The sequence below is a fragment of the Nonomuraea sp. NPDC050153 genome, from assembly GCF_044460125.1.
GTDB lineage: Bacteria > Actinomycetota > Actinomycetes > Streptosporangiales > Streptosporangiaceae > Nonomuraea.
Genome location: NZ_JBITJQ010000044.1, coordinates 1 through 20,677, shown reverse-complemented (window position 1 = coordinate 20,677; position 20,677 = coordinate 1). Strand labels below are relative to the sequence as shown.

Annotated in this window: 23 protein-coding genes and 2 pseudogenes; 6 read left to right on the top strand and 19 right to left on the bottom strand. The window is 67.9% G+C overall.

Features of this window, described 5'->3' with window-relative positions:
- Positions 1 to 56: 56 nt before the first annotated feature.
- The 5 genes and pseudogenes from ACIBQ1_RS54675 to ACIBQ1_RS54655 all read right to left on the bottom strand — a co-directional run.
- Positions 57 to 185: pseudogene (locus tag ACIBQ1_RS54675) on the bottom strand (cytochrome P450); the annotation flags it as partial.
- Between the two features lie 213 nt (positions 186 to 398).
- A complete protein-coding gene (locus tag ACIBQ1_RS54670) occupies positions 399 to 1,163 on the bottom strand; it encodes an ABC transporter permease (RefSeq protein ID WP_397290721.1) in 765 nt (254 codons plus the stop codon).
- 9 nt (positions 1,164 to 1,172) lie between these two features.
- Positions 1,173 to 1,937 carry an ABC transporter ATP-binding protein gene (locus tag ACIBQ1_RS54665; RefSeq protein WP_397290719.1) on the bottom strand — a complete coding sequence of 255 codons (765 nt, stop codon included), beginning with the start codon at positions 1,935 to 1,937 and terminating at the stop codon, positions 1,173 to 1,175.
- Complete coding sequence (locus ACIBQ1_RS54660) at positions 1,937 to 2,341, bottom strand: DUF1048 domain-containing protein (protein ID WP_397290717.1); 405 nt, start codon at positions 2,339 to 2,341, stop codon at positions 1,937 to 1,939. The genes ACIBQ1_RS54665 and ACIBQ1_RS54660 overlap by 1 nt, the downstream gene beginning before the upstream one ends.
- A 2-nt stretch (positions 2,342 to 2,343) precedes the next feature.
- The gene (locus ACIBQ1_RS54655; protein WP_397290715.1) at positions 2,344 to 2,673 is read right to left on the bottom strand and encodes a PadR family transcriptional regulator; all 330 of its coding nucleotides are present in this window, start codon (positions 2,671 to 2,673) and stop codon (positions 2,344 to 2,346) included.
- Between the two features lie 463 nt (positions 2,674 to 3,136).
- Between ACIBQ1_RS54655 and ACIBQ1_RS54650 the strand changes: the two genes are divergently transcribed.
- Entirely contained in the window at positions 3,137 to 3,427 is a 291-nt protein-coding gene (locus ACIBQ1_RS54650; RefSeq protein ID WP_397290713.1) for a hypothetical protein, read from the top strand.
- A gap of 252 nt (positions 3,428 to 3,679) precedes the next feature.
- On the opposite strand, the gene ACIBQ1_RS54645 is transcribed toward ACIBQ1_RS54650, so the two are convergent.
- Entirely contained in the window at positions 3,680 to 4,609 is a 930-nt protein-coding gene (locus ACIBQ1_RS54645; protein WP_397290711.1) for a GNAT family N-acetyltransferase, read from the bottom strand.
- Between the two features lie 68 nt (positions 4,610 to 4,677).
- Between ACIBQ1_RS54645 and ACIBQ1_RS54640 the strand changes: the two genes are divergently transcribed.
- Positions 4,678 to 5,097 (top strand): HIT family protein, encoded by a 420-nt coding sequence (locus ACIBQ1_RS54640; RefSeq protein WP_397290709.1) that lies wholly within the window; start codon positions 4,678 to 4,680, stop codon positions 5,095 to 5,097.
- Positions 5,098 to 5,394: 297 nt separating this feature from the next.
- Here the strand turns inward: ACIBQ1_RS54640 and ACIBQ1_RS54635 are convergent, their stop codons facing one another.
- The 4 genes from ACIBQ1_RS54635 to ACIBQ1_RS54620 all read right to left on the bottom strand — a co-directional run bounded on the left by ACIBQ1_RS54635 (position 5,395) and on the right by ACIBQ1_RS54620 (position 9,818).
- Positions 5,395 to 6,030, bottom strand: coding sequence for an integrase core domain-containing protein (locus tag ACIBQ1_RS54635; protein WP_397290707.1), 636 nt, complete (start codon positions 6,028 to 6,030; stop codon positions 5,395 to 5,397).
- Entirely contained in the window at positions 6,006 to 7,259 is a 1,254-nt protein-coding gene (locus ACIBQ1_RS54630) for a hypothetical protein (protein ID WP_397290705.1), read from the bottom strand. The genes ACIBQ1_RS54635 and ACIBQ1_RS54630 overlap by 25 nt, the downstream gene beginning before the upstream one ends.
- Positions 7,256 to 8,350: a TOMM precursor leader peptide-binding protein gene (locus tag ACIBQ1_RS54625; RefSeq protein ID WP_397290703.1), complete on the bottom strand. Its 1,095-nt coding sequence runs from the start codon at positions 8,348 to 8,350 to the stop codon at positions 7,256 to 7,258. The genes ACIBQ1_RS54630 and ACIBQ1_RS54625 overlap by 4 nt, the downstream gene beginning before the upstream one ends.
- 406 nt (positions 8,351 to 8,756) lie before the next feature.
- Positions 8,757 to 9,818, bottom strand: a complete 1,062-nt coding sequence (locus tag ACIBQ1_RS54620) for an integrase core domain-containing protein (RefSeq protein ID WP_397290701.1) — start codon at positions 9,816 to 9,818, stop codon at positions 8,757 to 8,759.
- Between the two features lie 391 nt (positions 9,819 to 10,209).
- On the opposite strand from ACIBQ1_RS54620, the gene ACIBQ1_RS54615 reads away from it, so the two are divergent.
- Positions 10,210 to 10,590, top strand: a complete 381-nt coding sequence (locus ACIBQ1_RS54615) for a hypothetical protein (protein ID WP_397290700.1) — start codon at positions 10,210 to 10,212, stop codon at positions 10,588 to 10,590.
- Between the two features lie 388 nt (positions 10,591 to 10,978).
- Here the strand turns inward: ACIBQ1_RS54615 and ACIBQ1_RS54610 are convergent, their stop codons facing one another.
- From ACIBQ1_RS54610 to ACIBQ1_RS54595, 4 genes are all read right to left on the bottom strand, one after another.
- The gene (locus ACIBQ1_RS54610; RefSeq protein WP_397290698.1) at positions 10,979 to 11,368 is read right to left on the bottom strand and encodes a hypothetical protein; all 390 of its coding nucleotides are present in this window, start codon (positions 11,366 to 11,368) and stop codon (positions 10,979 to 10,981) included.
- Entirely contained in the window at positions 11,346 to 11,501 is a 156-nt protein-coding gene (locus tag ACIBQ1_RS54605; protein ID WP_397290853.1) for a helix-turn-helix domain-containing protein, read from the bottom strand. The genes ACIBQ1_RS54610 and ACIBQ1_RS54605 overlap by 23 nt, the downstream gene beginning before the upstream one ends.
- A gap of 237 nt (positions 11,502 to 11,738) precedes the next feature.
- Entirely contained in the window at positions 11,739 to 12,035 is a 297-nt protein-coding gene (locus ACIBQ1_RS54600; RefSeq protein WP_397290696.1) for a hypothetical protein, read from the bottom strand.
- Between the two features lie 499 nt (positions 12,036 to 12,534).
- Positions 12,535 to 13,512 (bottom strand): LysR family transcriptional regulator, encoded by a 978-nt coding sequence (locus ACIBQ1_RS54595; RefSeq protein ID WP_397290694.1) that lies wholly within the window; start codon positions 13,510 to 13,512, stop codon positions 12,535 to 12,537.
- 84 nt (positions 13,513 to 13,596) lie between these two features.
- Here ACIBQ1_RS54595 and ACIBQ1_RS54590 point away from each other — a divergent pair, with 84 nt between their 5' ends.
- The gene (locus tag ACIBQ1_RS54590) at positions 13,597 to 16,923 is read left to right on the top strand and encodes a S8 family peptidase (RefSeq protein WP_397290692.1); all 3,327 of its coding nucleotides are present in this window, start codon (positions 13,597 to 13,599) and stop codon (positions 16,921 to 16,923) included.
- A 106-nt stretch (positions 16,924 to 17,029) separates the two neighbouring features.
- Here the strand turns inward: ACIBQ1_RS54590 and ACIBQ1_RS54585 are convergent.
- Positions 17,030 to 17,167, bottom strand: a pseudogene (locus ACIBQ1_RS54585) (chromate resistance protein ChrB domain-containing protein); the annotation flags it as partial.
- 25 nt (positions 17,168 to 17,192) lie between these two features.
- Positions 17,193 to 17,420, bottom strand: a complete 228-nt coding sequence (locus ACIBQ1_RS54580; RefSeq protein WP_397290691.1) for a hypothetical protein — start codon at positions 17,418 to 17,420, stop codon at positions 17,193 to 17,195.
- A gap of 161 nt (positions 17,421 to 17,581) precedes the next feature.
- On the opposite strand from ACIBQ1_RS54580, the gene ACIBQ1_RS54575 reads away from it, so the two are divergent.
- The gene (locus ACIBQ1_RS54575; protein ID WP_397290689.1) at positions 17,582 to 18,736 is read left to right on the top strand and encodes a DUF5685 family protein; all 1,155 of its coding nucleotides are present in this window, start codon (positions 17,582 to 17,584) and stop codon (positions 18,734 to 18,736) included.
- 12 nt (positions 18,737 to 18,748) lie between these two features.
- Here ACIBQ1_RS54575 and ACIBQ1_RS54570 read toward each other — a convergent pair whose 3' ends face one another.
- The 3 genes from ACIBQ1_RS54570 to ACIBQ1_RS54560 all read right to left on the bottom strand — a co-directional run bounded on the left by ACIBQ1_RS54570 (position 18,749) and on the right by ACIBQ1_RS54560 (position 19,913).
- Complete coding sequence (locus ACIBQ1_RS54570; RefSeq protein WP_397290687.1) at positions 18,749 to 19,033, bottom strand: hypothetical protein; 285 nt, start codon at positions 19,031 to 19,033, stop codon at positions 18,749 to 18,751.
- 307 nt (positions 19,034 to 19,340) lie between these two features.
- On the bottom strand, positions 19,341 to 19,526 hold the full coding sequence (locus ACIBQ1_RS54565; protein WP_397290852.1) for a hypothetical protein: 186 nt from the start codon (positions 19,524 to 19,526) through the stop codon (positions 19,341 to 19,343).
- A 6-nt stretch (positions 19,527 to 19,532) separates the two neighbouring features.
- Complete coding sequence (locus tag ACIBQ1_RS54560) at positions 19,533 to 19,913, bottom strand: hypothetical protein (RefSeq protein WP_397290685.1); 381 nt, start codon at positions 19,911 to 19,913, stop codon at positions 19,533 to 19,535.
- Positions 19,914 to 20,231: 318 nt separating this feature from the next.
- Here ACIBQ1_RS54560 and ACIBQ1_RS54555 point away from each other — a divergent pair.
- A partial coding sequence (locus ACIBQ1_RS54555; protein WP_397290683.1) for a transposase occupies positions 20,232 to 20,677 on the top strand: 446 nt, incomplete at its 3' end.

Sequence of the window (20,677 nt, the reverse complement as noted above, 5' to 3'; positions counted from 1 at the left end):
GAACTGGTGGTGAATCGTCCGGCTCGTACGAGCCCTCGCCTGTCATCGGTTCGTGGTTACGCGTCCCAGGTGACCGGAAGGCTCTTGACCCCGTAGATGTCGGCGGCCTCCGGGCGCAGGCTGACTTCTTCGGCCGGTACGGCCAGGCGCAGCGTGGGGAAGCGGTTGAGCAGGGCGGGGAAGGCCGGCATGTGCTCTGGCCCGTGGTGGAGACCGTTCGTCGCTCGCCGGGGTAAGGTTCAGCGGCTGCCGCACGTGCCCCGAGTGGTCCGCTCACAGCCCGGTGCTCATCTCACGCAAATCTCCTGGAAGCCTCCGACCGGCGGCGTGAGACGAGCCGAGGAAGCGCTGTTCTATTCAGGGCAACCGCGCCGCGATCTGCCTGACCGCCAGGCTCCCTAGGAGATCTTGCGGCGGTAGGTGTTCATGGCGAAGACGTAGGCGACGATGAGGATGCCGACACACCAGGCCAGGGCGATCCAGATGTCGGTGCCCACCGGCTGCTCGGCGAACAGGGAGCGGATGGCGTTGACGATGGAGGTCACCGGCTGGTGCTCGGCGAAGAAGCGCAGCGGGCCGGGCATGGTGGCGGTGGGCACGAAGGCCGAGCTGAGGAAGGGCAGGAAGATGAGCGGGTAGGAGAACGCGCTAGCGCCTTCCATGGTCTTGGCGGACAGGCCGGGGATGACGGCGATCCAGGTCAAGGCCAGGGTGAACAGGACCAGGATGCCGGCTACCGACAGCCACGCCAGCACTCCCGCGCTCGAGCGGAAGCCCATGAGCAGGGCCACGAGCATGACGACCACGAGCGAGACCAGGTTGGCGACCAGCGAGGTCAGCACGTGCGCCCACAGCACGGACGAGCGCGCGGTCGGCATGGACTGGAAGCGTTCGAAGATGCCGCCCTGCATGTCCATGAACAGCCGGTATGCGGTGTACGCGATGCCCGAGGCGATCGTGATGAGCAGGATGCCGGGCAGCATGTAGTTCACGTACGACGTGTCCGACCCTGTTCTGATCGCGCCGCCGAACACGTAGACGAACATGAGCATCATGGCGATCGGCATGATCGCGGTCGTGATGATGGTGTCCGGGCTGCGGGTGATGTGGCGCAGGGATCGTCCCAGCAGGACGGTGGTGTCGCCGAAGAAATGCTTGGTCATCGTTGTTCCTTATGCCTTCGTGCCGACGAGGGTGAGGAAGACGTCCTCGAGGGTCGGCTGCTTTTCGACGTATTCGACCTTGGCGGGCGGCAGCAGTTGCTTGAGCTCGTCCAGGGTGCCGTTGACGATGATCCGGCCCTCGTGCAGGATCGCGATCCGGTCGGCGAGCTGTTCGGCCTCGTCCAGGTACTGGGTGGTGAGCAGCACCGTGGTGCCTCTGGCGGCCAGGTCCTTGACGGCCCGCCAGACCTCGATGCGGGCCTGGGGGTCGAGCCCGGTGGTGGGCTCGTCGAGGAAGATGACCGGCGGATCGCCGATGAGGCTCATCGCGATGTCGAGACGGCGGCGCATGCCGCCCGAGTACGTGGACACCTTCCGGGCGCCCGCGTCGGTGAGCGAGAAGCGGGCGAGCAGGTCATCGGCGACCTTGCCGGGGTTTCTGAGGTGCCTCAACCGGGCGACCAGCACCAGGTTCTCCCGCCCGCTGAGGATTTCGTCCACGGCGGCGAACTGTCCGGTGAGGCTGATGGACTCCCGTACGTCGGCCGCCTGCGTGGCGACGTCGAAGCCGTTCACGCGGGCGGTCCCGGCGTCGGCCTTGAGCAGCGTGGAAAGGATCTTCACGGCCGTGGTCTTGCCCGCCCCGTTGGAGCCGAGCAGGGCGAAGATGCTGCCGCGCGCCACGGTGAAGTCCACGCCGCGCAGCACTCGCAGGTCTTTGTAGGACTTCTCCAGGCCGTGCACCTGGATCGCCGGGGCTTGCTGTGTCGTCATCAGTCTGTCCTGTCCCTTCTTACGGTGTTCTCGCCGGCAGCGCGGTCGATGGCGTTGGTGAAGCGGTTGCGCTCCCGGGTTCGGTACTGGCCGAGGGGGTAGTTGGCCATGAACGCCTCGACGAACTCCACGGGGTCGTCCCCGAAGATGTCGCGGATCGGGGTCCGGTCGGCGGCGCTCTGCTCGAACAGCTCGGCGAGGTCTTCGTACATCGCCATCGCGCCGGCGCCATCGGCTGGCCCGAAGTGCATCAGGTACCGCTCCAGCGCTTCGACCGCCGCGCGGTAGTTCTCCGGAAGTTGCTTGATGCGCGCCTTGTACTGCCGATAGCGCTTCTTCTCCTCCAGCGACCCGGTGACGATCTCCAGGTACTGCAGGTAGCGGCTCTTTGGTTCGTCAGCCACGTCTACTTGCCTCCCTTGCGAAGCTGTTGGAGCCGTTCGGCCAGGAAGCTCCAGGTCTTCCAGAACTCGTCGAGGTGCTTCCGTCCCTGGGTGTTGAGGGAGTACACCCTGCGCGGCGGCCCCTTCTCCGACGGTACTTTCCGCACGTCGACCAGGCCGCGTTGCTCGATCCTGACCAGCAGGGCGTAGATGGTGCCCTCGGCGGTGTCGGCGAAGCCCCGGTCGCGTAGCCGCGCCGTGATCTCGTAGCCGTAGGCGGGCCAGCCGGACAGGATCGCCAGGACGATGCCCTCCAGTGTTCCCTTGAGCATCTCCGTCAGTTGCCTGCTCATCGTCACCTCCCACTTCGACTACTCGGTGTTGCTGACTACCGGTACAAAGTAACACTAACTACCAGTACATAGCAACACCGAATAGTTGAGGTGCAAGCCGGAATCTTGAGCGTGTGGGTGCGGGCGGTCTGATCGCTGTTCGTGAGCGAGTCCGCCATCCCTTGGGCGAAGAGTTCGATCGCCGCGGGTGCGGCGGGAGTGCCCGCGACCACGAGAGAGAGCAATTGCCGATCTGTTCATGGCATCAACCATCGCCGGAAGCGCTGACACTGGGCCGTTGTCGCGCTGACACGGACGCCGACGCGACACCTCAGCAAGCCCTTTCACTGCCGGACCTCCGCCAGCCTGGCGCGCCTCCCTACGAGGCCGGCGCACAGGACCTGCGCCGTCTTGTCTGACTTCTTCGGGCCCCGCACGAGGATCGCGAGCCCGTCGTCGCGTCTCGTCGCCCGTGACGCGATCAATGGCATTGGCCGGCCGCCCGTATCGGCTACGGCCGGCGCGACTGGAACGCGCCCACAGCGGCGCGGTCGAGCACGTGGGGCGCTGGGTGGTGCCGTGGAGACTGGAGCTCGCGGTGACCTACTGCGCGGTAACGCTCGACTTCGAAGTGTCAAGCAGGATGCGCCGGTGGGTCGTCAGCGAATTTCGGGTGGACGCGGGTGGTGCGGCCGCGGACCTCAACGGCCTGCGGTCCATCCACCGAAAACCCATCGTCGCGGGCATGATCAGCGAATACCGCCACGCCGCTTGACCGCAGCTCAGCCTACGTAACTCAATGTTCGAGCGGCACAGGCTCCTCGGCGGTGACGTGCCATCCCTCGGTGACCGCGATGAAAGCACGGGCGTAGCGTCCGCGGGCTATGAAGAAGACCTCGTGGGTGTAGAGGCTCTACAGCCCTGCCGGGCATGGGCGGCGTTGTTCGCTTTCTTCGCCGGGATGGCCGAGTCCGAGCGCGCGTACATCCGCGAGAAGTCGCTGGAAGGCCAGGCGCGGCGCAGGCGGTCACGGTGTGCGGAACCCCCGGAAGGTCACGTGCTTGCGGGTTTCGAAGCCGAGCCGCTCGTAGAGGGCGATCGCGTCGGTGTTGGCCTCGGCCACGTGCAGAAAAGGACGTTCGTTGCGAGCGGCGATACGCGCGACGAGCGCAGTGATCAGGCGGGCGGCATGGCCTCGCCCGCGTGCCTCGGGAGCGGTGCAGACGGCGCTGATCTCGGTCCATCCCGGTGGTCGGAGTCGTTCGCCGGCCATCGCCACCAGCGTGCCGTTGTCGTGGATGCCGAGATAGGCGCCGAGCTCGTGGGTGCGCGGCCAGAACGGTCCCGGCTGGGCCCGCGCGACGAGGTCGAGCATCTCGGGCACGCTGTCCGCGCCCAGTTCGACCACACCGGTGACGGTCGCGCCGTGGGGGTGATCGGGCCGGCTGCCGCCCGGCCAGATCATCTGACGGCCTTCGAGGACGAAGACCGGTTGCCAGTCCGACGGTGGTGTGGCCGCGCAGCTGAACATGTCGGCGAACTCGCCTCGCCCCAGCAACTGGGCGAGGTCGGCCCACTCCTGCGGGCCCGGGTCGGCGGTTACCGCGGAGAAGGTCGCCACTTCCGGCAGGTAGGTGGTAGCCCGTCCAAGCCGGCGGGCGAGGTGTGCGTGGTGACCGCGCAGTGATTCACCCACCGGGTCGTCGAGTGCGGCCACCTGGCCGTCGCGGTTCGCCATCGTGCTGTGCCTCTCGTGTCGTGCGGATTGACGGTGGCCATTGTCATGCATGTGGAGCCGTGCGAGGCCAGCCTGCCGCATGGTCATCGTCGCGTTCGCCTGGGTCGCTGTCTCACCACCTCTCTTACAACTCGCCAGTTCTGCGAGATGGCTCGGCAACCGCGTGCCGGCAGCGCCCGTCCCGCCCGCCTGCGGCCGGCGCCCAGCTTCGACGGACATGCCTCGCTCCCTTGCGCCTGATCCGGCGTCGATACGCTCTGGTTCGATCAAGTGGAGGAAGGGCGGCCATGACCGAAACCTGTACATTCTGCGGCATCGTTACTGGGGAGATCCCCGCGGAGATCGTCTACTCCGACGAGCACGTGGTCGCCTTCCTCGACATCTCGCAGGCGACTCGCGGTCACACCCTGGTCGTCCCCCGCGAGCACTGTCGCGACCTGACCGACATCGGCCCGGACCGCGCGGCCCTGCTGATGCGGGGTGCTGTGCACACCGCCGCCCTCCTGCGGCGCGCGCTGGAACCGGGCGGAATGAACATCTGGCACGCCACCGGCCCTACGGCCTGGCAGACCGTGTTCCACTTCCACCTTCACCTGCTTCCCCGCTACACCCCCGAGGATCTCAAGCAGGCATGGACGCATCGGGAACTGCCGCTGTCGTCGCTGTCGCCACTGGCCGATCACATCAGAACCGCCGCGGTGTCCTGAAGCGACGTCATTCCGGGCGTCGTCCGCGTGGTTTGCCCACGTTGACGGCGCAGGGGATGACAGCTGGAATCAGCGACGACCTTGATCCGAGCATGCAGCTCGCGCCGCGGAGATCATTTGAGTTGCGTACGGGTTGGAGCACGTGCCGGGCACTGCGACCGTCATCCGTGGATTGCGCGAGATCCATGCCGGGAAGCCGCGATGCAATGATCAAATTGGGATGTCCGCCGTGCTCGGTGCGTGCTCGCGCGCACCGATCCCGCACACTGCGCCTGCCGAAAATTGCATCCATGCAGGTCAAGCGGCATGTGAGTATTCGTGGAGGACGCCGCCGAGCCGGTCTCGTCGGCGTATGTTCAGGTCGATGACTCGCCCGGGATCGGTGATCGGGTTCGGGGCGGGACGCAGCGGAGTCGCTTGGTTTAGGGCTTGGTGGGCTCGGTGCTGGTCGTAGAAGTGTTCGTACTCGCGCAGGGCGTGCCGCAGGTGGCGTTCGCTCCATGCGAGACAGCGGTCGAGAAGCTCGTGGCGGCAGGATTGGACCCATCGCTCCATGAGCGAGTTCATCCGCGGCATTCGGATACCTGTGGGCACCGTCTTGATGCCGGCCTCGGCGAGAATCTCGTCCATGAGCGCCGGGAACTTCCCATCCCGATCGCGGAGCAGAAAACGTGCCCGGCAGCCCGCATCGTCCAGGTCCACCACCAGATTCTTGATCGCCTGTGTGACCCAGTTTCCGATGGGGTGAGCGGTGGTGCCGAGCACGCGGACGCGTCTGGTGGCGTGCTCGATGACCGCCAGGACGTACTGGCGTTGCCCGCTGAGAGTGACGGTCTCGATGAAGTCGCAGGCCAGTAGGGCGTCGGCTTGCGAGCGCAGGAAGTCGGCCCACGTGATGGAAGACCCGGTCATGACCTCGATCGGCGGAACCACAGGCGGCGCCTCCGGATGAACGTCACCAGGAACAGTACCTGGATGCCGCCCTCGACCAGGATGAGCAGCGCGGCGTCGAACGCGGCGAGGGTGGGGCCGCCGTGGAGACCATCCCAGACGGCTGTGAGCGCGTGGGCCAGCCCGGTGAGGACGATCGGCGCGCCGTAGAGGGCGAAGACCGTCAACGTGATGGAACTGCCCAGCGCGAGGGCGACGGCGTAGATCCTGATGGCGCGCCGCTCGTGCGGGGCCAGGTCGCCGGTGGGGTCGGTCACCGGCGAGCCCGGCTTCGTGAACGGAGCGACCGCTTTGGCGAACAGATATCGGGCGTAGCGGAGCCCGTCGCCGAACAGATCCTTGCACCGGAGGAGATCGCGGAGCACGAAGTAGAGATCGGTCCGCATGTAGATCTGAGCCTGGAGGGGCAGGCACAGCAGCGTGGTCAGCGTGAAGGCCCGGAGCAGCGCCTGGGCCAGGTCGGACAGCGGCAGGTACGCGACGGTCAGCACCATCGTCGCGATGAGGAAGACGTCAGAGGCCATTCCGGCCAGGTACACGCGGTACCGGCGCCGCCGGGGAACTCCCCAGATGGCGGTGACGTCGGTCTGCACGACGAGGTAGTGCAGTCTGGTGCCGAACGCGATCCTGGCCGGCGCGCCAAGCGAACGCGCCGCTATCAGGTGCATCATCTCGTGCACGCTCGCGACGACGGAGAAGAAGGCAGTGTTGACCAGCACGGAGAGCCCGGTGTACTTGCTCCAGAAGAAGTCCTGGTGCCGGGGGAACAGGCCGGGCTCGATGAGGACGGTCAGCGACGCGGCTGCGACGACGGCGAGCCAGAAGAGCTTCACGGGCCTGGCGAAGAGCCAGCGGACGTGCCGTTCGGTGATGCCCATGAAGTGGCCGGCCATCGGCGCGGACGCCGGGCCGGGCAGCGGGAGCCCATCGACCTCGACGACGAAGGCGAGGTCGACAAGGGATTCTACGAAGTCGGCCACGTCCAACTCGACGTCGTGCTCGGCGGCGAGGGCGGCTTCGACGTCCGCGACCGGATGTCCCTCGCCGAGCAGCCGGATCACCTCTCCGCACACCGCGGGCAGCTCGACGAACTCGCCGAGGTCCGGGCGGCCGACGATGATCGCGTCCGGGTCGTCGTCGTCGGGACGGACGACGAGGTGATGAAGGCGTACGACGCTGGCCGCGCCGACCTTGGCTGCCGGGGCGCTCACCGAGCCCTCGGCCCGCAGAGCGGACAGTCGTCGTCACGCGGGACGTCGATGTAGTACTGGTGGTCCCAGACGGCCAGATTCCAGTGGAAGACCCTGCCGCGGGTCTGTGCCGGCAGGCCGCCGAGCTGATACAGCACCTCCAGCGCGCACAGGTGGCCGCTGATGTTCGCGCTGGCCGCGACCACCGCGTTCGGCCGCGGCTCGGCCACAAGCCGCGCGAGCTCCTTCTCCTTGCGTGCCTCCTCCTGCCGGTCCAGGCAGGCCCAGCAGCCGGTCTCGCCCGGTACGAACGAGCCCACGACGACCATCGGCCCGGTGTACAGGCTCATGAACCACGGGGTGCCGGTCCGCAGGGCCGCTTCGTTGGTCCACTCGACGATCTCCGGATGCGGTTCGTCCGCGCACAGGACGAACAGGTCGCAGCCGGTCATCAGCTCCACGACGTCATCGGGGCCGGTCACCTTGGTGTCGCTACCGGTCACCAGGACCGCGCCGTTCATCGCCCGCAGCCGGGTGATCGCCTGGTCGACCTTGGGCTTGCCCAGGTCTGTCTCGGCGTACAGGAGCTGGCGGGTCAGGTTCGACTCTTCGACGCTGTCGAAATCGGCGATCCGCAGTGCCCCGATGCCACTCGACACCAGCCCCGCCGCGACGGCTGATCCGGTGCCGCCTACGCCGAGCAGGCTCACCCTGGCTTCCTTGATCTTGGACTGGATCTCGTGCGGTGACGTACGCGGCGAGGTGTCGATCCAGCTGAAGAAGTGGCGTACCGATTCGTGCCGGACGAGGTCTCGCTCTGTGAGGTTCGCCGGCACGGGCGCTCCGGCGTCCTCGACGAAGCCGCTCTCGACCAGGTCGGCGATGACGCCGCGCACGCTGTCGTCGTCCACATCGGGATGGGTCTCGGCGAAGTCAGCGCAGATGTCGTCGACAGTCCGGGTGCCGTCCATCAGGGCCACGATCGTGGCGATGCTGCCGTCCTCGTCGTCTGCTATTTCGGAGGCCACCCCGAATTGGGACAGTCCGATGACGATACGGTTCCCAGGCAGCACGAACGGCTGGTGAACGCGTTTCACCCTTGGCAGACGCACTCGGCCACCTTCTCCTTCACACGGTGAAAAAGCAGAACCGGCCGGACGACATCCGACCGGTTCTGTGTGTCTGTAGATCAGCCGCTTTGTCCGCCGCGGTTGATGGTGGTCTCGATCTTCTCGAGCTTCCTGATCTTGACTTCGAGCTTCTTCTTCTTCTTCATCGACATCTCCTCGCTCTCAATCTCAAGCCGGGGAGACTCCCCGAGAACGACCGGCGAAGGGCACCCGAACCAACATGAGGCCCGCTCGCCACTCCTACCACTCAAGATCCTTGCACTTGTGAAGCGCGACCGTCAACGCCGCGCCTCCGGACGGCCAGATCCTTGACATCGCCCGCCATGCCGGTGGCCTGTGCGGTGCCAAAACGCGGATACTGCTGCTGAGCTGGGCGTTTGCCGGACGATCAGGCTGCTCTGCGGTACTCGTTGATCAGTCCTGTGACGGTCCTTCGGCGGTGAATCCGGGAGGTCATGTCGATCATCTGGCTGGGGTCGTGCAAGGGAGGGCGGAGGGAACGGCCCTGATGCGGGCGATGATGGTTGAAATGGCGTTCGTACTCGGTCAGGACCTTGCGCAGGTGCCGCTCATCATGGATGAGCAGGTGATCGATGCACTCACGGCGTAGCGTTTCCACGAACCGTTCGGCGAACGCGTTTGCCCGTGGTGACCGGACGGGCGTCTTGATGACCCGCACGCCATTGGAGGTGAACACCTCATCGAACGAGCGGGGGAACTTGCCGTCACGGTCCCGGATGAGAAATCTGAAGGCGCCGGCGCGTTCGCCCAGGTCCATCTGCAGGTTCCGGGCTTGCTGGGTGGTCCATGCGCCTGTTGGGTTGGAGGTGACGCCCAGCAGGTGCACGCGGCGTGTCTCGACCTCCATGACGAACATGACGTACAGGCGTTTGCGGAACACGGTGTCGACGTGCATGAAGTCGCAGGCCAGGATGCCGGAGGCTTGGGAGGTGAGGAACTGTCGCCAGGTCGGTGAGGTCTGGCGTGGCGCTGGGCCGGGGCCAGCCGTGGTGAGGATGCGGCGGATGGTGCCTTCTCCGATCTGATAGCCCAGGCCGAGCAGTTCGCCCTGGATCCGCCGGTGCCCCCATCGTGGGTTCTCTCTGGCCAGCCGGATCACCAGTTCGCACAGTTCATCCGGGATCGGTGGACGTCCGGTTGCGTTCGGGTAGGTCCAGCGTCGGCTGACCAGTCGGCGGTGCCAGGCCAACAAGGTGCTCGGCGTCACGATCCGATGGAGGCGAAGCCGCGTGGGCAGCAGTCGCGCCAGTGCGGCAAGCAGCGCCCGGTCGGCCCAGTCTGGTCGTGGACGGGAGATCTGACGACGCAGGACGGTGACCTCATGACGCAGCACCAAGATCTCCACGTCCTTGGAGGCGTCGCCCCGCGAGAGTAGCGTCAACCAGCCGAACAACCGGACCATCAGCAGATACAGCAGGCGTAGAAACACGAGTGCCGAGGATCGAAGGCCAGGCCAGCTACCATGGACGAGTTTTGGCGCCGCACAGGGTGGTGGCCTTGCCGAAGAATTGGGGCGCGTTGTTCCCGAGCGGTCTCCGCGCGGGTACGGCCACCGGCCTGGGCAAGCACGCGCCTAGACCTTCCGGGGAAAGCCAGCGCTCGCATCCAGTCTGCGGCCGGCCAGGAACCCCGACAGCGACAGCGCCCAGGACGACTTCGATCGCCGGGCTCAATCGGCCGCAGACAAGAACGAGAGGAGGACGAGCAAGACGACGAGGACTGGGCCTCTGCCAGTTGCCATTGCCGATGTGACGGCGGACTTGATCGGCCCCCTCGACGAACCGGGACCCCTCCCGGGCGGTGAGTTCTAGAAGGGAATCGTGAAACGGCTTACCCTCACCGCCCTCGCCCTCACGTGCGCGCTGGCCACGGCGCCGGCCCTCGCCGCACAGCCTGCCGCTGCCGCGGCCAAGCCGCATCTGAGTGGCTGCTACGACGGGAAATGCAAGTTCACCTTCAAGTACGTGGTGAGCTTCCGCATCTCCAGCAAGAAGTACGGCTTTTCCAAGGTCATCGTCTACAAGGAGGATGCGGAGACGGTCGTCGTGGACACGGGCTTCAACCGCCGGATCGGCGGCAGGGTGTTCACGGCTGGCGGCAGTGTCGCCGTGTGGGAAGGCGGCTGGGGCAACATCAGCGGCCTCAAGTTCCGCGTGCTGAAGGTCACCAAGCTAGGGGCGACGCTCCACTTCCTCGGCTGACGGCACGCCAGTCGCTGGAGTTGAGGGTCGAGGCGCCCTGCGTGTTCGGTGCCAGAAACTGGTAACGAGGTTCTGACCCGGTCTTCCAGGCTCGGCTCTCGTGCTGTTTCGACTTCTGTATCTGCTGGTGGTCAGGGTGTTCGGCTGGCTGCTGCTGCTCATATGGGGCAGCGCTGTTACCCGCTCGCCTTCGACTGCATCGCATCGCGACACCCGGCACCCTGCTCGCCTGGCACCGCAGGATGGTCAAGAAGAAGTGGACCTACCCCGCCAAGCACGGTCGGCGACGCATCCAGGGCGAGTTCCTCGGTCTTGGATACAGGGTGGGGGAGGGGACGGTCCGCCGGGTCCTGGCGGCGTGGGGTTGGGGCCCACGCCGCGCCGGGCTTCACCGACCTGGCGCCAGTTCCTCATCTCTCAAGCCTCCGGCACCCTGGCATGCGACCTTCTCCACGTCGATACGGTGTTCCTCAAGCGCCTGTACGTGTTGTTCGTCATGGAGATCCAAACGCGGCGCGTGCATATCCTCGGTGTCACGGCTCATCCGATCGGTGCCTGGACGGCGCAGCAGGCGCGCAATCTGCTGATGGAACTGGGCGAGCGAGCCGACGGGTTCCGGTTCCTGATCCGGGACAGGGACGGCAAGTTCAGCGGAGGATTTGACAAGGTGCTCACCGGCGCCGACGTGCGCGTCCTGAAGATTCCGCCGCGCTCGCCAAGGGCGAAGGCGTTCGCCGAGCGGTTCGTCGGCACCCTCAGGCGCGAATGCCTCGATCACGGGCGACCTCCCGGCTCACCGTGGAGGCCGGGCGGCCGATCGACACGGCGATCGAACGTAGTGAGGCTCCAGCCCCGAGGCCGCGAGAGATCGATTCCCGGTCCTCGGCGCTCAAACGGCCGGCCCGGGGCACCCGCTCGGCCGGCGCGATGCCGCCATGGTGCTTCAGCACCGCGAAAACCGACCCCGGGGGATTGCCCAGTGCCCGGGAGATCACGCTGATGGAGTCACCGGCGCGCCACCGCCGCGAACGCAGCGCTCACCGCTCTGCTCATGCCCTTCGGCGTGAGGCACCGGGGTGGAAGCGTCGACGTCAGCTACTTTCTGTCCGCGTCAGGTCTCGGCTTCCTCCTGGGAGCGTCCTTCAGCTTCAGCGGCGCGTGCGGTTCAGCATGACCAGCCCGGTGATGAACGACCCGAGCAGGGCCGGTGACAGGACCGCGAGGGCGCCCCACGCAAAGAGGCCGAGATAGCCGAGCGCCGACGAACCGTACGTCGGGTCGGCGTCAGCGGCCGCGAACAGCCCGAGGCCGAGGACGACACCGGCCACCGTGAGCGCGATCGGTGTCCACAGGAGCACGTGGGCCCACACACGGTACGTCCGACTGTAGACACGCCGCGCCGACGGTACGTTCGGCTGCGGGGGATACCCGACGGATTCGCTCATGCCGCATTTGTATCAGCGCGCGTGGGCCCGCACCGCCAGGGCCGGCCGTGGCGGTGCGGGGAGCGTCAGTGGGTCGCCACGGGGTATAACGAGAGGTTCGGCGTGCACAACCAAGGGTGTTGAGTCAGCTTTCGGCCCGAACCTGGTGAGATAGTCCTGCGCGGCAATGCGATCTTGAGTGTTTTCGCAGGTCGCGGTGACCGCTCGTATTTCGCAGTTTTCCTTGATCGCCATGCATGTGGCGAAGGGGGTGTTTCCGCGTGCCTTCGCTGGTCTGCGGGGCGGCGTGGAGATGCGGGAGGAGCATCGGCGGTGTCTGATTCACCCTGTTCAAACGGTCGGGCGAGAAGGTGTTCGGGACGACCTGGCCACTGGTCACCCGCACCGGCTTGGCGAAGTCACCAGCCTGCGGGTCAGGAGTCAGAAAGATCGCATAAACCGGTTTGCACGCCTCCAGATGCAACGCTTCATGCCGACGTCGGCGAGCTCGCGGTACTTGCTAGGCGAAGGGCTCCACGTCGTGCTCCGGCCAGGACCTGCGGCGGCTGCGCTGCCACGCCTGGTAGGCCGGCATCGCCTCCGCCTGCTCCCGGTACGCCGCGGCGAGCACGTCACGGATCCCCAGTACGTGCTCGGCGACCGGCGAGCCCGCCGACCACAGGAGCCGCTCCCGTACCCACATCGGGTCGCCGGCCAAAGGCCTGACCACCACGTTCTCGCGCTCGGCCGTGATCGCCCTGCACAGGGACACTCCGTGCCCCTGGCTGATCAGGGAGAACACCAGGCTGGCGTCGGTGCGCTGGATGCGCCGCGGCACGAACCCCGCGCGGCGGCAGGTGTCCCGGAACATCGCCCGCATCCTGACGTCCTTGCCGACACCCGGCAGCCAGCGCTCGCCGGCCAGCGCGGCCAGCGGCACCTCGGGTTCGGCCGCGAGCGGGTGATCCTTCGACAGGACGACGAAGACGGGTTCGACGCCCAGTACCGCTTCGCTCAGCCCTTCGGGCACCGGCAGCTCGTAGCCCGGATAGTCGACGCTCAGCCCGATCTCCAGCCGGGATTCGGCGAGCAGTTCGAGCAGTTCCTCGTCCGCGTCGCTCACGTGCAGGGACACCTCGGCCTCCGGCAGCAACCGGCGGCTGACCGTCATCAGGCCGGCGGCCATCGGCCCGGCCGTGGCGCCGAGCCTGAGCGTCGCCAGGTCGCCGTCGGCGTCACGGCGTTGCACGTCGCGCACCAGATCGTCATGCAACGCGATGATGCCCTGGGCATGGGACAGGACCATGGCACCCAACGCCGTGGGCTTGGCGCCGGTTCCGTCGCGGGCGAAGAGCCTCCCGCCGAGCGCGCGCTCGATCCGCTGCAACTGCGCGGTGACGGCCGGCTGGCTGTGGCCGAGCACGGCCGAGGCCCGGCTGATGCTGCCGGACTCGGCGATCGCCGCCACAACCCGGAGGTGGCGGATCTCCAACTGCATAACGCGATGTTATGCCCGATTAGGAGTACCTACGCCCGATGTCCAGATCTCAGAATCTTCCCTGCACCATCAGGAAGGAATTTGATGTCCAGGACGTCTCTGCGCCGGCGCCTGCCCGGTTTCTTACTCACCACCGCCCTGTTAACCGCGAGCCTGACCTCCACCGCGAGCGCGGAGCCCACGCCGAGCGCCGATCCGGCACCCTCCCGGTGGACCTCCGGCACCCAGTCCACGGCGCCCCGCGGCTCGTGGGTCACCCTGCTGACGGGCGACCGGGTCTATGTCGAGGGGAACCGGGTCTCGATCGACCCCGCTCCCGGCCGCGAAAAGGTCGGTTTCAGCCAGTACGAACGCGACGGGCACCAGTTCGTCGTGCCGAACGACGCCCAGAAGCTGGTGTCGGCCGCCCGGCTCGACCGGCGGCTGTTCGACGTGACCGGGCTCGTCCAGGCCGGATACGACGACGCGCACGTCGACGACGTGCCCACCATCGTGTCGTACGAGGCCAAGGCCGCTGCCCGGGTCAGGTCGGCCGGGAAGGTCACCCGTACGCTACCCAGCATCGGCGCCGCCGCGGTGAAGGTCGGCAAAGCGAGAGCGCACGAGTTCTGGACCGAGGTGACCGCAGGCCCGGCGACCCAGCGCACCGCGGCGTCCGGCATCGGGCGGATCTGGCTCGACGGCAAGCGCGAGGTCTCGCTGGACCAGAGCGTGAAGCAGATCGGCGCGCCGACCGCCTGGGCGGCCGGATACGACGGCAGCGGGACTACCGTCGCCGTCCTGGACACCGGGATCGACAACTCCCACCCGGACCTGACCGGGAAGATCGTCGAGGAGAAGAACTTCACCGACGCCGCCGACACCGTGGACACCGTCGGTCACGGCACGCACGTCGCATCCACCATCGCCGGCAGCGGTGCGGCATCGGGCGGAAAGTACCGCGGCGTGGCGCCCGGGGCGAACCTGCTGATCGGCAAGGTGTGCAGCACCCGCAACTGCACCGAGTCGGCGATCCTGGCCGGGATGGAGTGGGCGGCCGAGCGGGCGAAAGTGGTCAACATGAGCCTCGGCGGCACCGACTTCCCGGGCGTCGACGTCCTGGAGGAGGCGGTGAACCGCCTGACCGCGACCACCGGCACGCTGTTCGTCGTGGCCGCGGGCAACGAGGGCCGGAACGGCGGTGTGTCCTCGCCGGCCACCGCGGACGCCGCGCTCGCCGTCGGCGCGGTCGACAAGCAGGATGCCCTGGCGTCATTCTCCAACCGCGGGCCGCGCGTCGACGGCGCGATCAAGCCGGACATCACCGGGCCGGGCGTGGGCATCGTCGCGGCGCTGGCGAAGGGATCCGACTATGCGGAGTACTCGCCCGGGTACACCCAGCTGAACGGGACGTCGATGGCCACGCCGCACGTCGCGGCAGCCGCGGCGCTGCTGGCGCAGCAGCACCCGAAGTGGACCGGCCCCGACCTCAAAGCCGCGCTGGTCGCCACGGCCAAGCCGAACCCGGGCCTGAACGCCTTCCAGCAGGGCGCCGGCCGGGTCGACGTCGGCCGCGCGGTCCAGCAGGCCATCCTGCCCGACGTCACCGGCCTCGCGCTCGGGTCGCAACCGTGGCCGGCCGAAGACGACGTTCCCGTGACGAAGACGATCACCTACCGGAACGACGGCACAGCGCCCGTCACCCTCGACCTCACGATCACGGCGACCGGCCCGGACGGGGTCGTCGCGCCGGCCGGGCTGTTCACGGCCAGTCCGGCGCGGGCCGTCGTGCCGGCCGGTGGGACCGCGGCGGTCACCCTGACCGCCGACACCCGGGTGCCGTCGGCGACAGGCACCTTCACCGGAATGCTGCTGGCCTCGAACGCCGACGGCGTGTCGGTGCGGACCCCACTGACGATCACGAAGGGACACGAGACCCGCACCGTCACCTTCAAGCTCACCGACCGCGCGGGCACGCCGGCGAGTGACTACGACCTGTCGGTGGTCGGTCTCGATCTGGACGTCTTCCAGGTTCCCTACGACGCGTCGGGCACCGTGAAGGCCAAGCTCCGGCCCGGCCGCTACCACGTTCAGGCCACGGTGATCACACCCGACGGGACCTCGACGCTGCTGGTGCAGCCGAACCTCACCGTCGGGAACACCGACGACGGAGTCCTCACGCTCGACGCGCGCCAGGGCACACCGGTGTCGGTGACCGTACCGAAGTCCACGGCGCGGACCCGGCTGGCCGCGGCCGGTTTCTTCCGCGTCCTGCCGCGCGGATACGGCCTGGCGACGCGGATCGTCGGCGCCGACTTCGGCAAGCTGTTCACAGCGGACCTGGGTGAGGAGGTGACGGCCGAGCAGGGCACGCTGGTGTCGGAGGTGCGCAGCTTCTGGGCCGAGCCGGGCGCCGACGGCACTTTCTACGGCTCGCCGTACGAGTACGACCTCGTGCAGTTCGTTCGCGGGCGGTTCCTCACCGGCTACCGCCACACCGTGCGCCCCGGCGAGCTGGCGACCGTGGTCAACCGCAACCACGGCGTGACCCCGGACAAGCAGCAGGGCTACATGCACAACTTCGGATTCCCGCCCGAGGGCGGCAGCGCGATGTCGGGACCGATCCGGTATGACGTGCCCAGCACCCGGACCATCTACTACAGCGCGAAGGGCGTGGTCTGGGACAACCGGTGGGAGACGAGCGGAGCGCGCCAGACGCAGTTCTGGTACGACGACACCACCTGGCAGCCGGGCAGGAAATACGTGGTCGACTGGCAACGCGGACCTGCCGGGCCGAAGTTCAACCCGCGCACGTACGTCGCCCGGGTCGGCAACACCATCATGTTGAACATCCCGCCGTTCGGCGACGACTCCGGGCACACCGGCTACTCGCTGCTCGACGGCGGCCGGGTCGGGTTCTACCGTGACGGCGTCCAGCTGGCCGAGATACCGAAGTACTTCTACGACGCCAGCGGGCCGGTGCCGTCGGCCGAGAGCACCTATCGGCTGGAGTACGACGTCGACCGTACGACCGGCTTCAACGCCTCCACCAAGATCAGCGGTGCGTGGACGTTCAAGTCCGGTGAGGTGGGCACGGACAAGTGGACGTACCTGCCCCTGGCGTCGTTCTCCTTCACGCCGCAGGTCGACCTGGCCAACAGCGCGCCGGCCGGCCGGCCGTTCACGGTGCCGGTGAGCTTGAAGGCTCAGCCGGGCTCGGCCGCCTCGCGGACGCGGCGGGTCAGTGTCGAGGTCTCCTACGACGAGGGCGCGACGTGGCGGAAGGCGGTCCTGATCCCGACCGGAACGGACACGTGGCTGGCCACGCTGAACCACCCGGACAAGGGGTCGGTGTCCGTGCGCGCGCACGCGGAGCGGGCCGACGGCGGCACCGTCGACTACACCGTCATCCGCGCCTACAACCTGCGATGACGCCCGGCGGGCCTCGGGCACGTTGCCCGAGGCCCGCCGTAGTACGTCAACCATCCGATGTCCTCCACCGCGGCGGCCGAATGAACACTCAGGATGCGCCCTATCGTCAGGAAACCGGGGTGTCGAAGGAGCGCCCGCCCAGTTCCCGGGCGGTTGTCAGGACCTGGTCGCGGGACGCGTAGCGGATCTCGGCGTCAGGGTCGATGAAGCGGCGGATCAGCCAGGGGCAGGCGATCCGGTTGGTCTCGGGCCGGGCCTGGTCACCTCGATCACGATGGGCCTCTGGTGGGGAGCTGGACGCGGCGGAAGATCCGCCACAGGGTCAGGTCGTAGAGGGTCTTGACGGTCCCGGCGACGAGGAACGGCCAGGCCAGACCGAGGGGTTGCAGCAGCCCGGCCGGCGCGGGACGGCTGGGCGGGTCAGGTGGCGGGCGGTGTTGGTGACGGCGGCTGTGGTGGTGCGCTCGGCGGGCTGGCTTGTCTCGGTCGGTGGCCATCAGCTTGCCAAGGCCGTCGCCACCCGGCGGTCGGCAAGCGCAGTGCTCCAGGGCCGGCCGGTGAGGGCATCGTCTCCCTCCTGGGGATCCGTTCGCCGCCGCGGTATCTTCCGGCGGCCTGGTGCTACGGTTGGCTCTCTAATACGCGCATAAGGGGACGTATGTTCGGCATTGTCCGCCCGTGTCGGCACGTCCTGTGCAAAGGGCTCTACGCGGACTGGATGGGCCACCTGTGCGGGCTCTGCCTGGCGCTCCGCGACGAGCACGGACACCTGTCCCGTCTGGTGACCAACTACGACGGCCTGCTCGTGTCCGTCCTCACCGAAGCCCAGTCGCCCACGTCCACGTCGCGCCGGAGGGCGGGCCCGTGTGCGCTACGCGGCTTCAAGGGCGCCGACGTTGTGGAGTCCGAGGGGGTACGGCTGGCGGCCTCGGTGTCGCTGCTCCTGGCGGCCGGCAAGGTGAGCGACCACGTGGCGGACGGGGACGGCGTGTACGCCCGCCGCCCGGTGGCCGCCGGCGCCACCCGCCTGGCGGGCCGCTGGTCCTCGGCCGGCACGGCCATGGCCGGCACGCTGGGGTTCGACCCCACCCCGCTGACGGCGGCAGCCGACCGCCAGGCTCTCCTGGAACGCGTCCCCGCCCAGGCGCTCCCGGGGCGCAGCGCGGCGCCCGGGTTACGAGAGTTGACGGGGCCCACTGAGGACGCCGTAGCCGCCGCGTTCGCGCACACAGCGGTGCTCGCGGGGAAGCTGCACAACCGGGAGGCTCTGGAGGCGGCCGGTCGCGGATTCGGGAAGCTGGCACACCTGATCGACGCGGTGGAGGATTTGGCCGACGACCGGGCGTCCGGGGCGTACAACCCGCTGGCAGCCACCGGCACCGGCCTGGACGAGGCGCGCCGCCACTGCGACGCCGCGCACGCCGAGCTGCGCGCCGCCGTGGACGGGCTGGACCTGCCCCGCCCCGGCCTGACGCGAGCCTTGCTGGTGAGGGAGACCAGCAGCGCCGTCTCCCGAGCCTTCGCCATCGCCGGAACGCACGGCACCGGCCACCCGCCCGGCCACCCGCCCGGCGATCCCGGCGCGCCGCCGGGACGACGGCCGTCGAAGCGGGATACCGGCGGGCTGCTGTCGCTGGCGTGCGCCGCGCTGACCTGCTGCACGTGCGGCCTGTACCGGCCTGCCTGGGACGAGGACCGCGAGGGCTCCTTCTGCGAGCGCTTCGACTGCTCCGGATACGACTGCTGCAGCAACTGCTGCTCCTGCTGCCCGGGCGAGGACGGCTGTTGCTGCGACGGCTGCGGCTGCGACTGACCGCCGCGGGAGTCACGTCGGCAGGGTCTGGGCGATGAGCCGGGTGGCCGATGCCGAGGCTGTGGGTCCATGATCGCGTTCAGGAGCAGTGAGTACCACGCGGATGCCCTCGGTCGTGAGTACCTCATCGAACGGAGCGGTGAGTTTGCTGTCGCGGTCTCTGATCAAGAAGCGGAAGTCGCCGGTTCGATCGCTCAGGGCGAGTATGAGGTTGCGGGCCTGCTGGGCAACCCGAACGGCGGTCGGGTTCGCCGTGACCCCCAGCACGTGGATACGGCGAGTGGCGTGTTCGGCCACTGCGAAACGGTACAGCCTGGCGAGTGTGATCGTCTCCACCTGGAAGAAGTCAGCGGCCAGGATCCCGGATGCCTGGGCCTTGGGGAACTGAGTCCAGGTCGGCCCGGTGTGCTGGGGAGCCGGATCGATTCCGGCCTTCTTCGGAATCGCTCATACGGTGGCGGGGGAGACCTTGCGGCCCAGGCCGGCGATCTCTGCGGCGATGCGCCGGTATCCCCAGATCGGATTCTCGCTCGGACGGCCCACGATGGCCGGGGAGCGGCGACCTGTGTGACATGATTTCGGCACCCACAGGCGTCGATCGTGGTCACCGGTCCGGCTTTTCGACCGTGACCAGCATTTCGACCGGGTCGCAGCCTGAGGCGACGGCGGTCAGGCGGATGGTGCCGGGCGCGGTCGGCTTGACCACGTCGAGGGTGCGGCCCCGGTAGGTGTGGTGCTCGGTCGAGTCGAATCGTTCCTTGGCCGCCGGGTCGGCGCTGCCGAAGCCGATCAGCGTCTACGGTGCGCTGTCCGTGCGGCCGTATTTCATGATCTCGACGGTGACGCCTGGTTGCTCGGCGAAGCGCCCCGGCATCGGCAGCGACGGATCGTCGCGGTAGCGCAGGGTGAGCAGCCGGTCTCGGCAGATCTGGCTGAACCTGCTCGGCCGGTCGTTGCGGAACCAGTCCTGGAAGGTGCCGGAGCGCGGGCAGCCCGGCGCCGTGGTCTGGTCGCGTACGGTCGCCTGGAGCTTGGTGAAATGGAATGCGGGGAACAGCACGACCGGGGGTTTCTCCCGCGCCGGAGACCCGGACGGGCCGGGCTGGCCCGCGGTCAGCCCCAGCGGGACCAGCGCAGCCAGCACACCGTGCATCCAGCGGCCATCCAACATCGCCATCCCCCTCAGTCACTCACTGTTCCAAGCGGTCGCTACCCGCGATCACGTTCTGTGATACCTGGGGGTCAGAAGGGTGTCCTGGGGCCGCCGCCGTCGAGGCTGCCGACCGGCGCACGCCGGCACGGTGCAGGGCTCGAATATGCGATTCATGCGCTGACTTGCAGTCCTTGGCAGGCTTGCAGATCTTTGGCGTTGCCGTCTGAGCGGTTACTCAAAACGGCTTGAGCAACTGCCCAAACCCTGAGGCTGAAGATCCAGCGTGTCCAGCGAACCCGCAGGTCGGACTCTGTGGCTGAATATTCGAGCCCCACAGGATGTGTGGGCTTTCGCACCTTCGGCAAGTCCAAGGACAGCCGCGATGACCTGCCGCAGATCGTCATCGGGATGGCCGTCACCCGCTCCGGCATCCCGGTGCGGGTGTGGTCCTGGCCGGGCAACACCAGCGATTCGAAGCTGATTCGCCAGGTCAAGGACGATATGCGGGACTGGACCCTGTCGAAGATCGTGTGGGTCGCCGACCGCGGATTCGCCTCCGCCGAGAACCGCCGCTACCTGCGCAAGGGCGACCACCACTACATCATCGGCGAGAAGCTCCGCTGGCACCGATACGCTCACCGCCGAGCAGCGGGCCGAACTGCGCGGCAAGATCTCTGCCAAGCCCGGCCTCCACCGCTACCTGCGCACCACCCCACGCGGGCTGCTACGCATCGACGCCCGCGCGATCGAACGCGAAGCCAACCTGGACGGCAAGTACCTGCTGCGCA

Bases quoted from the DNA above. Each gene is read 5' to 3' on its own strand.
- ACIBQ1_RS54670 (WP_397290721.1), bottom strand. From the start codon at position 1,163: ATGACCAAGCATTTCTTCGGCGACACCACCGTCCTGCTGGGACGATCC.
- ACIBQ1_RS54665 (WP_397290719.1), bottom strand. From the start codon at position 1,937: ATGACGACACAGCAAGCCCCGGCGATCCAGGTGCACGGCCTGGAGAAG.
- ACIBQ1_RS54655 (WP_397290715.1), bottom strand. From the start codon at position 2,673: ATGAGCAGGCAACTGACGGAGATGCTCAAGGGAACACTGGAGGGCATC.
- ACIBQ1_RS54650 (WP_397290713.1), top strand. From the start codon at position 3,137: ATGGCATTGGCCGGCCGCCCGTATCGGCTACGGCCGGCGCGACTGGAA.
- ACIBQ1_RS54645 (WP_397290711.1), bottom strand. From the start codon at position 4,609: ATGTCCGTCGAAGCTGGGCGCCGGCCGCAGGCGGGCGGGACGGGCGCT.
- ACIBQ1_RS54640 (WP_397290709.1), top strand. From the start codon at position 4,678: ATGACCGAAACCTGTACATTCTGCGGCATCGTTACTGGGGAGATCCCC.
- ACIBQ1_RS54600 (WP_397290696.1), bottom strand. From the start codon at position 12,035: ATGAGCGAATCCGTCGGGTATCCCCCGCAGCCGAACGTACCGTCGGCG.
- ACIBQ1_RS54595 (WP_397290694.1), bottom strand. From the start codon at position 13,512: ATGCAGTTGGAGATCCGCCACCTCCGGGTTGTGGCGGCGATCGCCGAG.
- ACIBQ1_RS54590 (WP_397290692.1), top strand. From the start codon at position 13,597: ATGTCCAGGACGTCTCTGCGCCGGCGCCTGCCCGGTTTCTTACTCACC.
- ACIBQ1_RS54580 (WP_397290691.1), bottom strand. From the start codon at position 17,420: ATGGCCACCGACCGAGACAAGCCAGCCCGCCGAGCGCACCACCACAGC.
- ACIBQ1_RS54575 (WP_397290689.1), top strand. From the start codon at position 17,582: ATGTTCGGCATTGTCCGCCCGTGTCGGCACGTCCTGTGCAAAGGGCTC.
- ACIBQ1_RS54560 (WP_397290685.1), bottom strand. From the start codon at position 19,913: ATGGCGATGTTGGATGGCCGCTGGATGCACGGTGTGCTGGCTGCGCTG.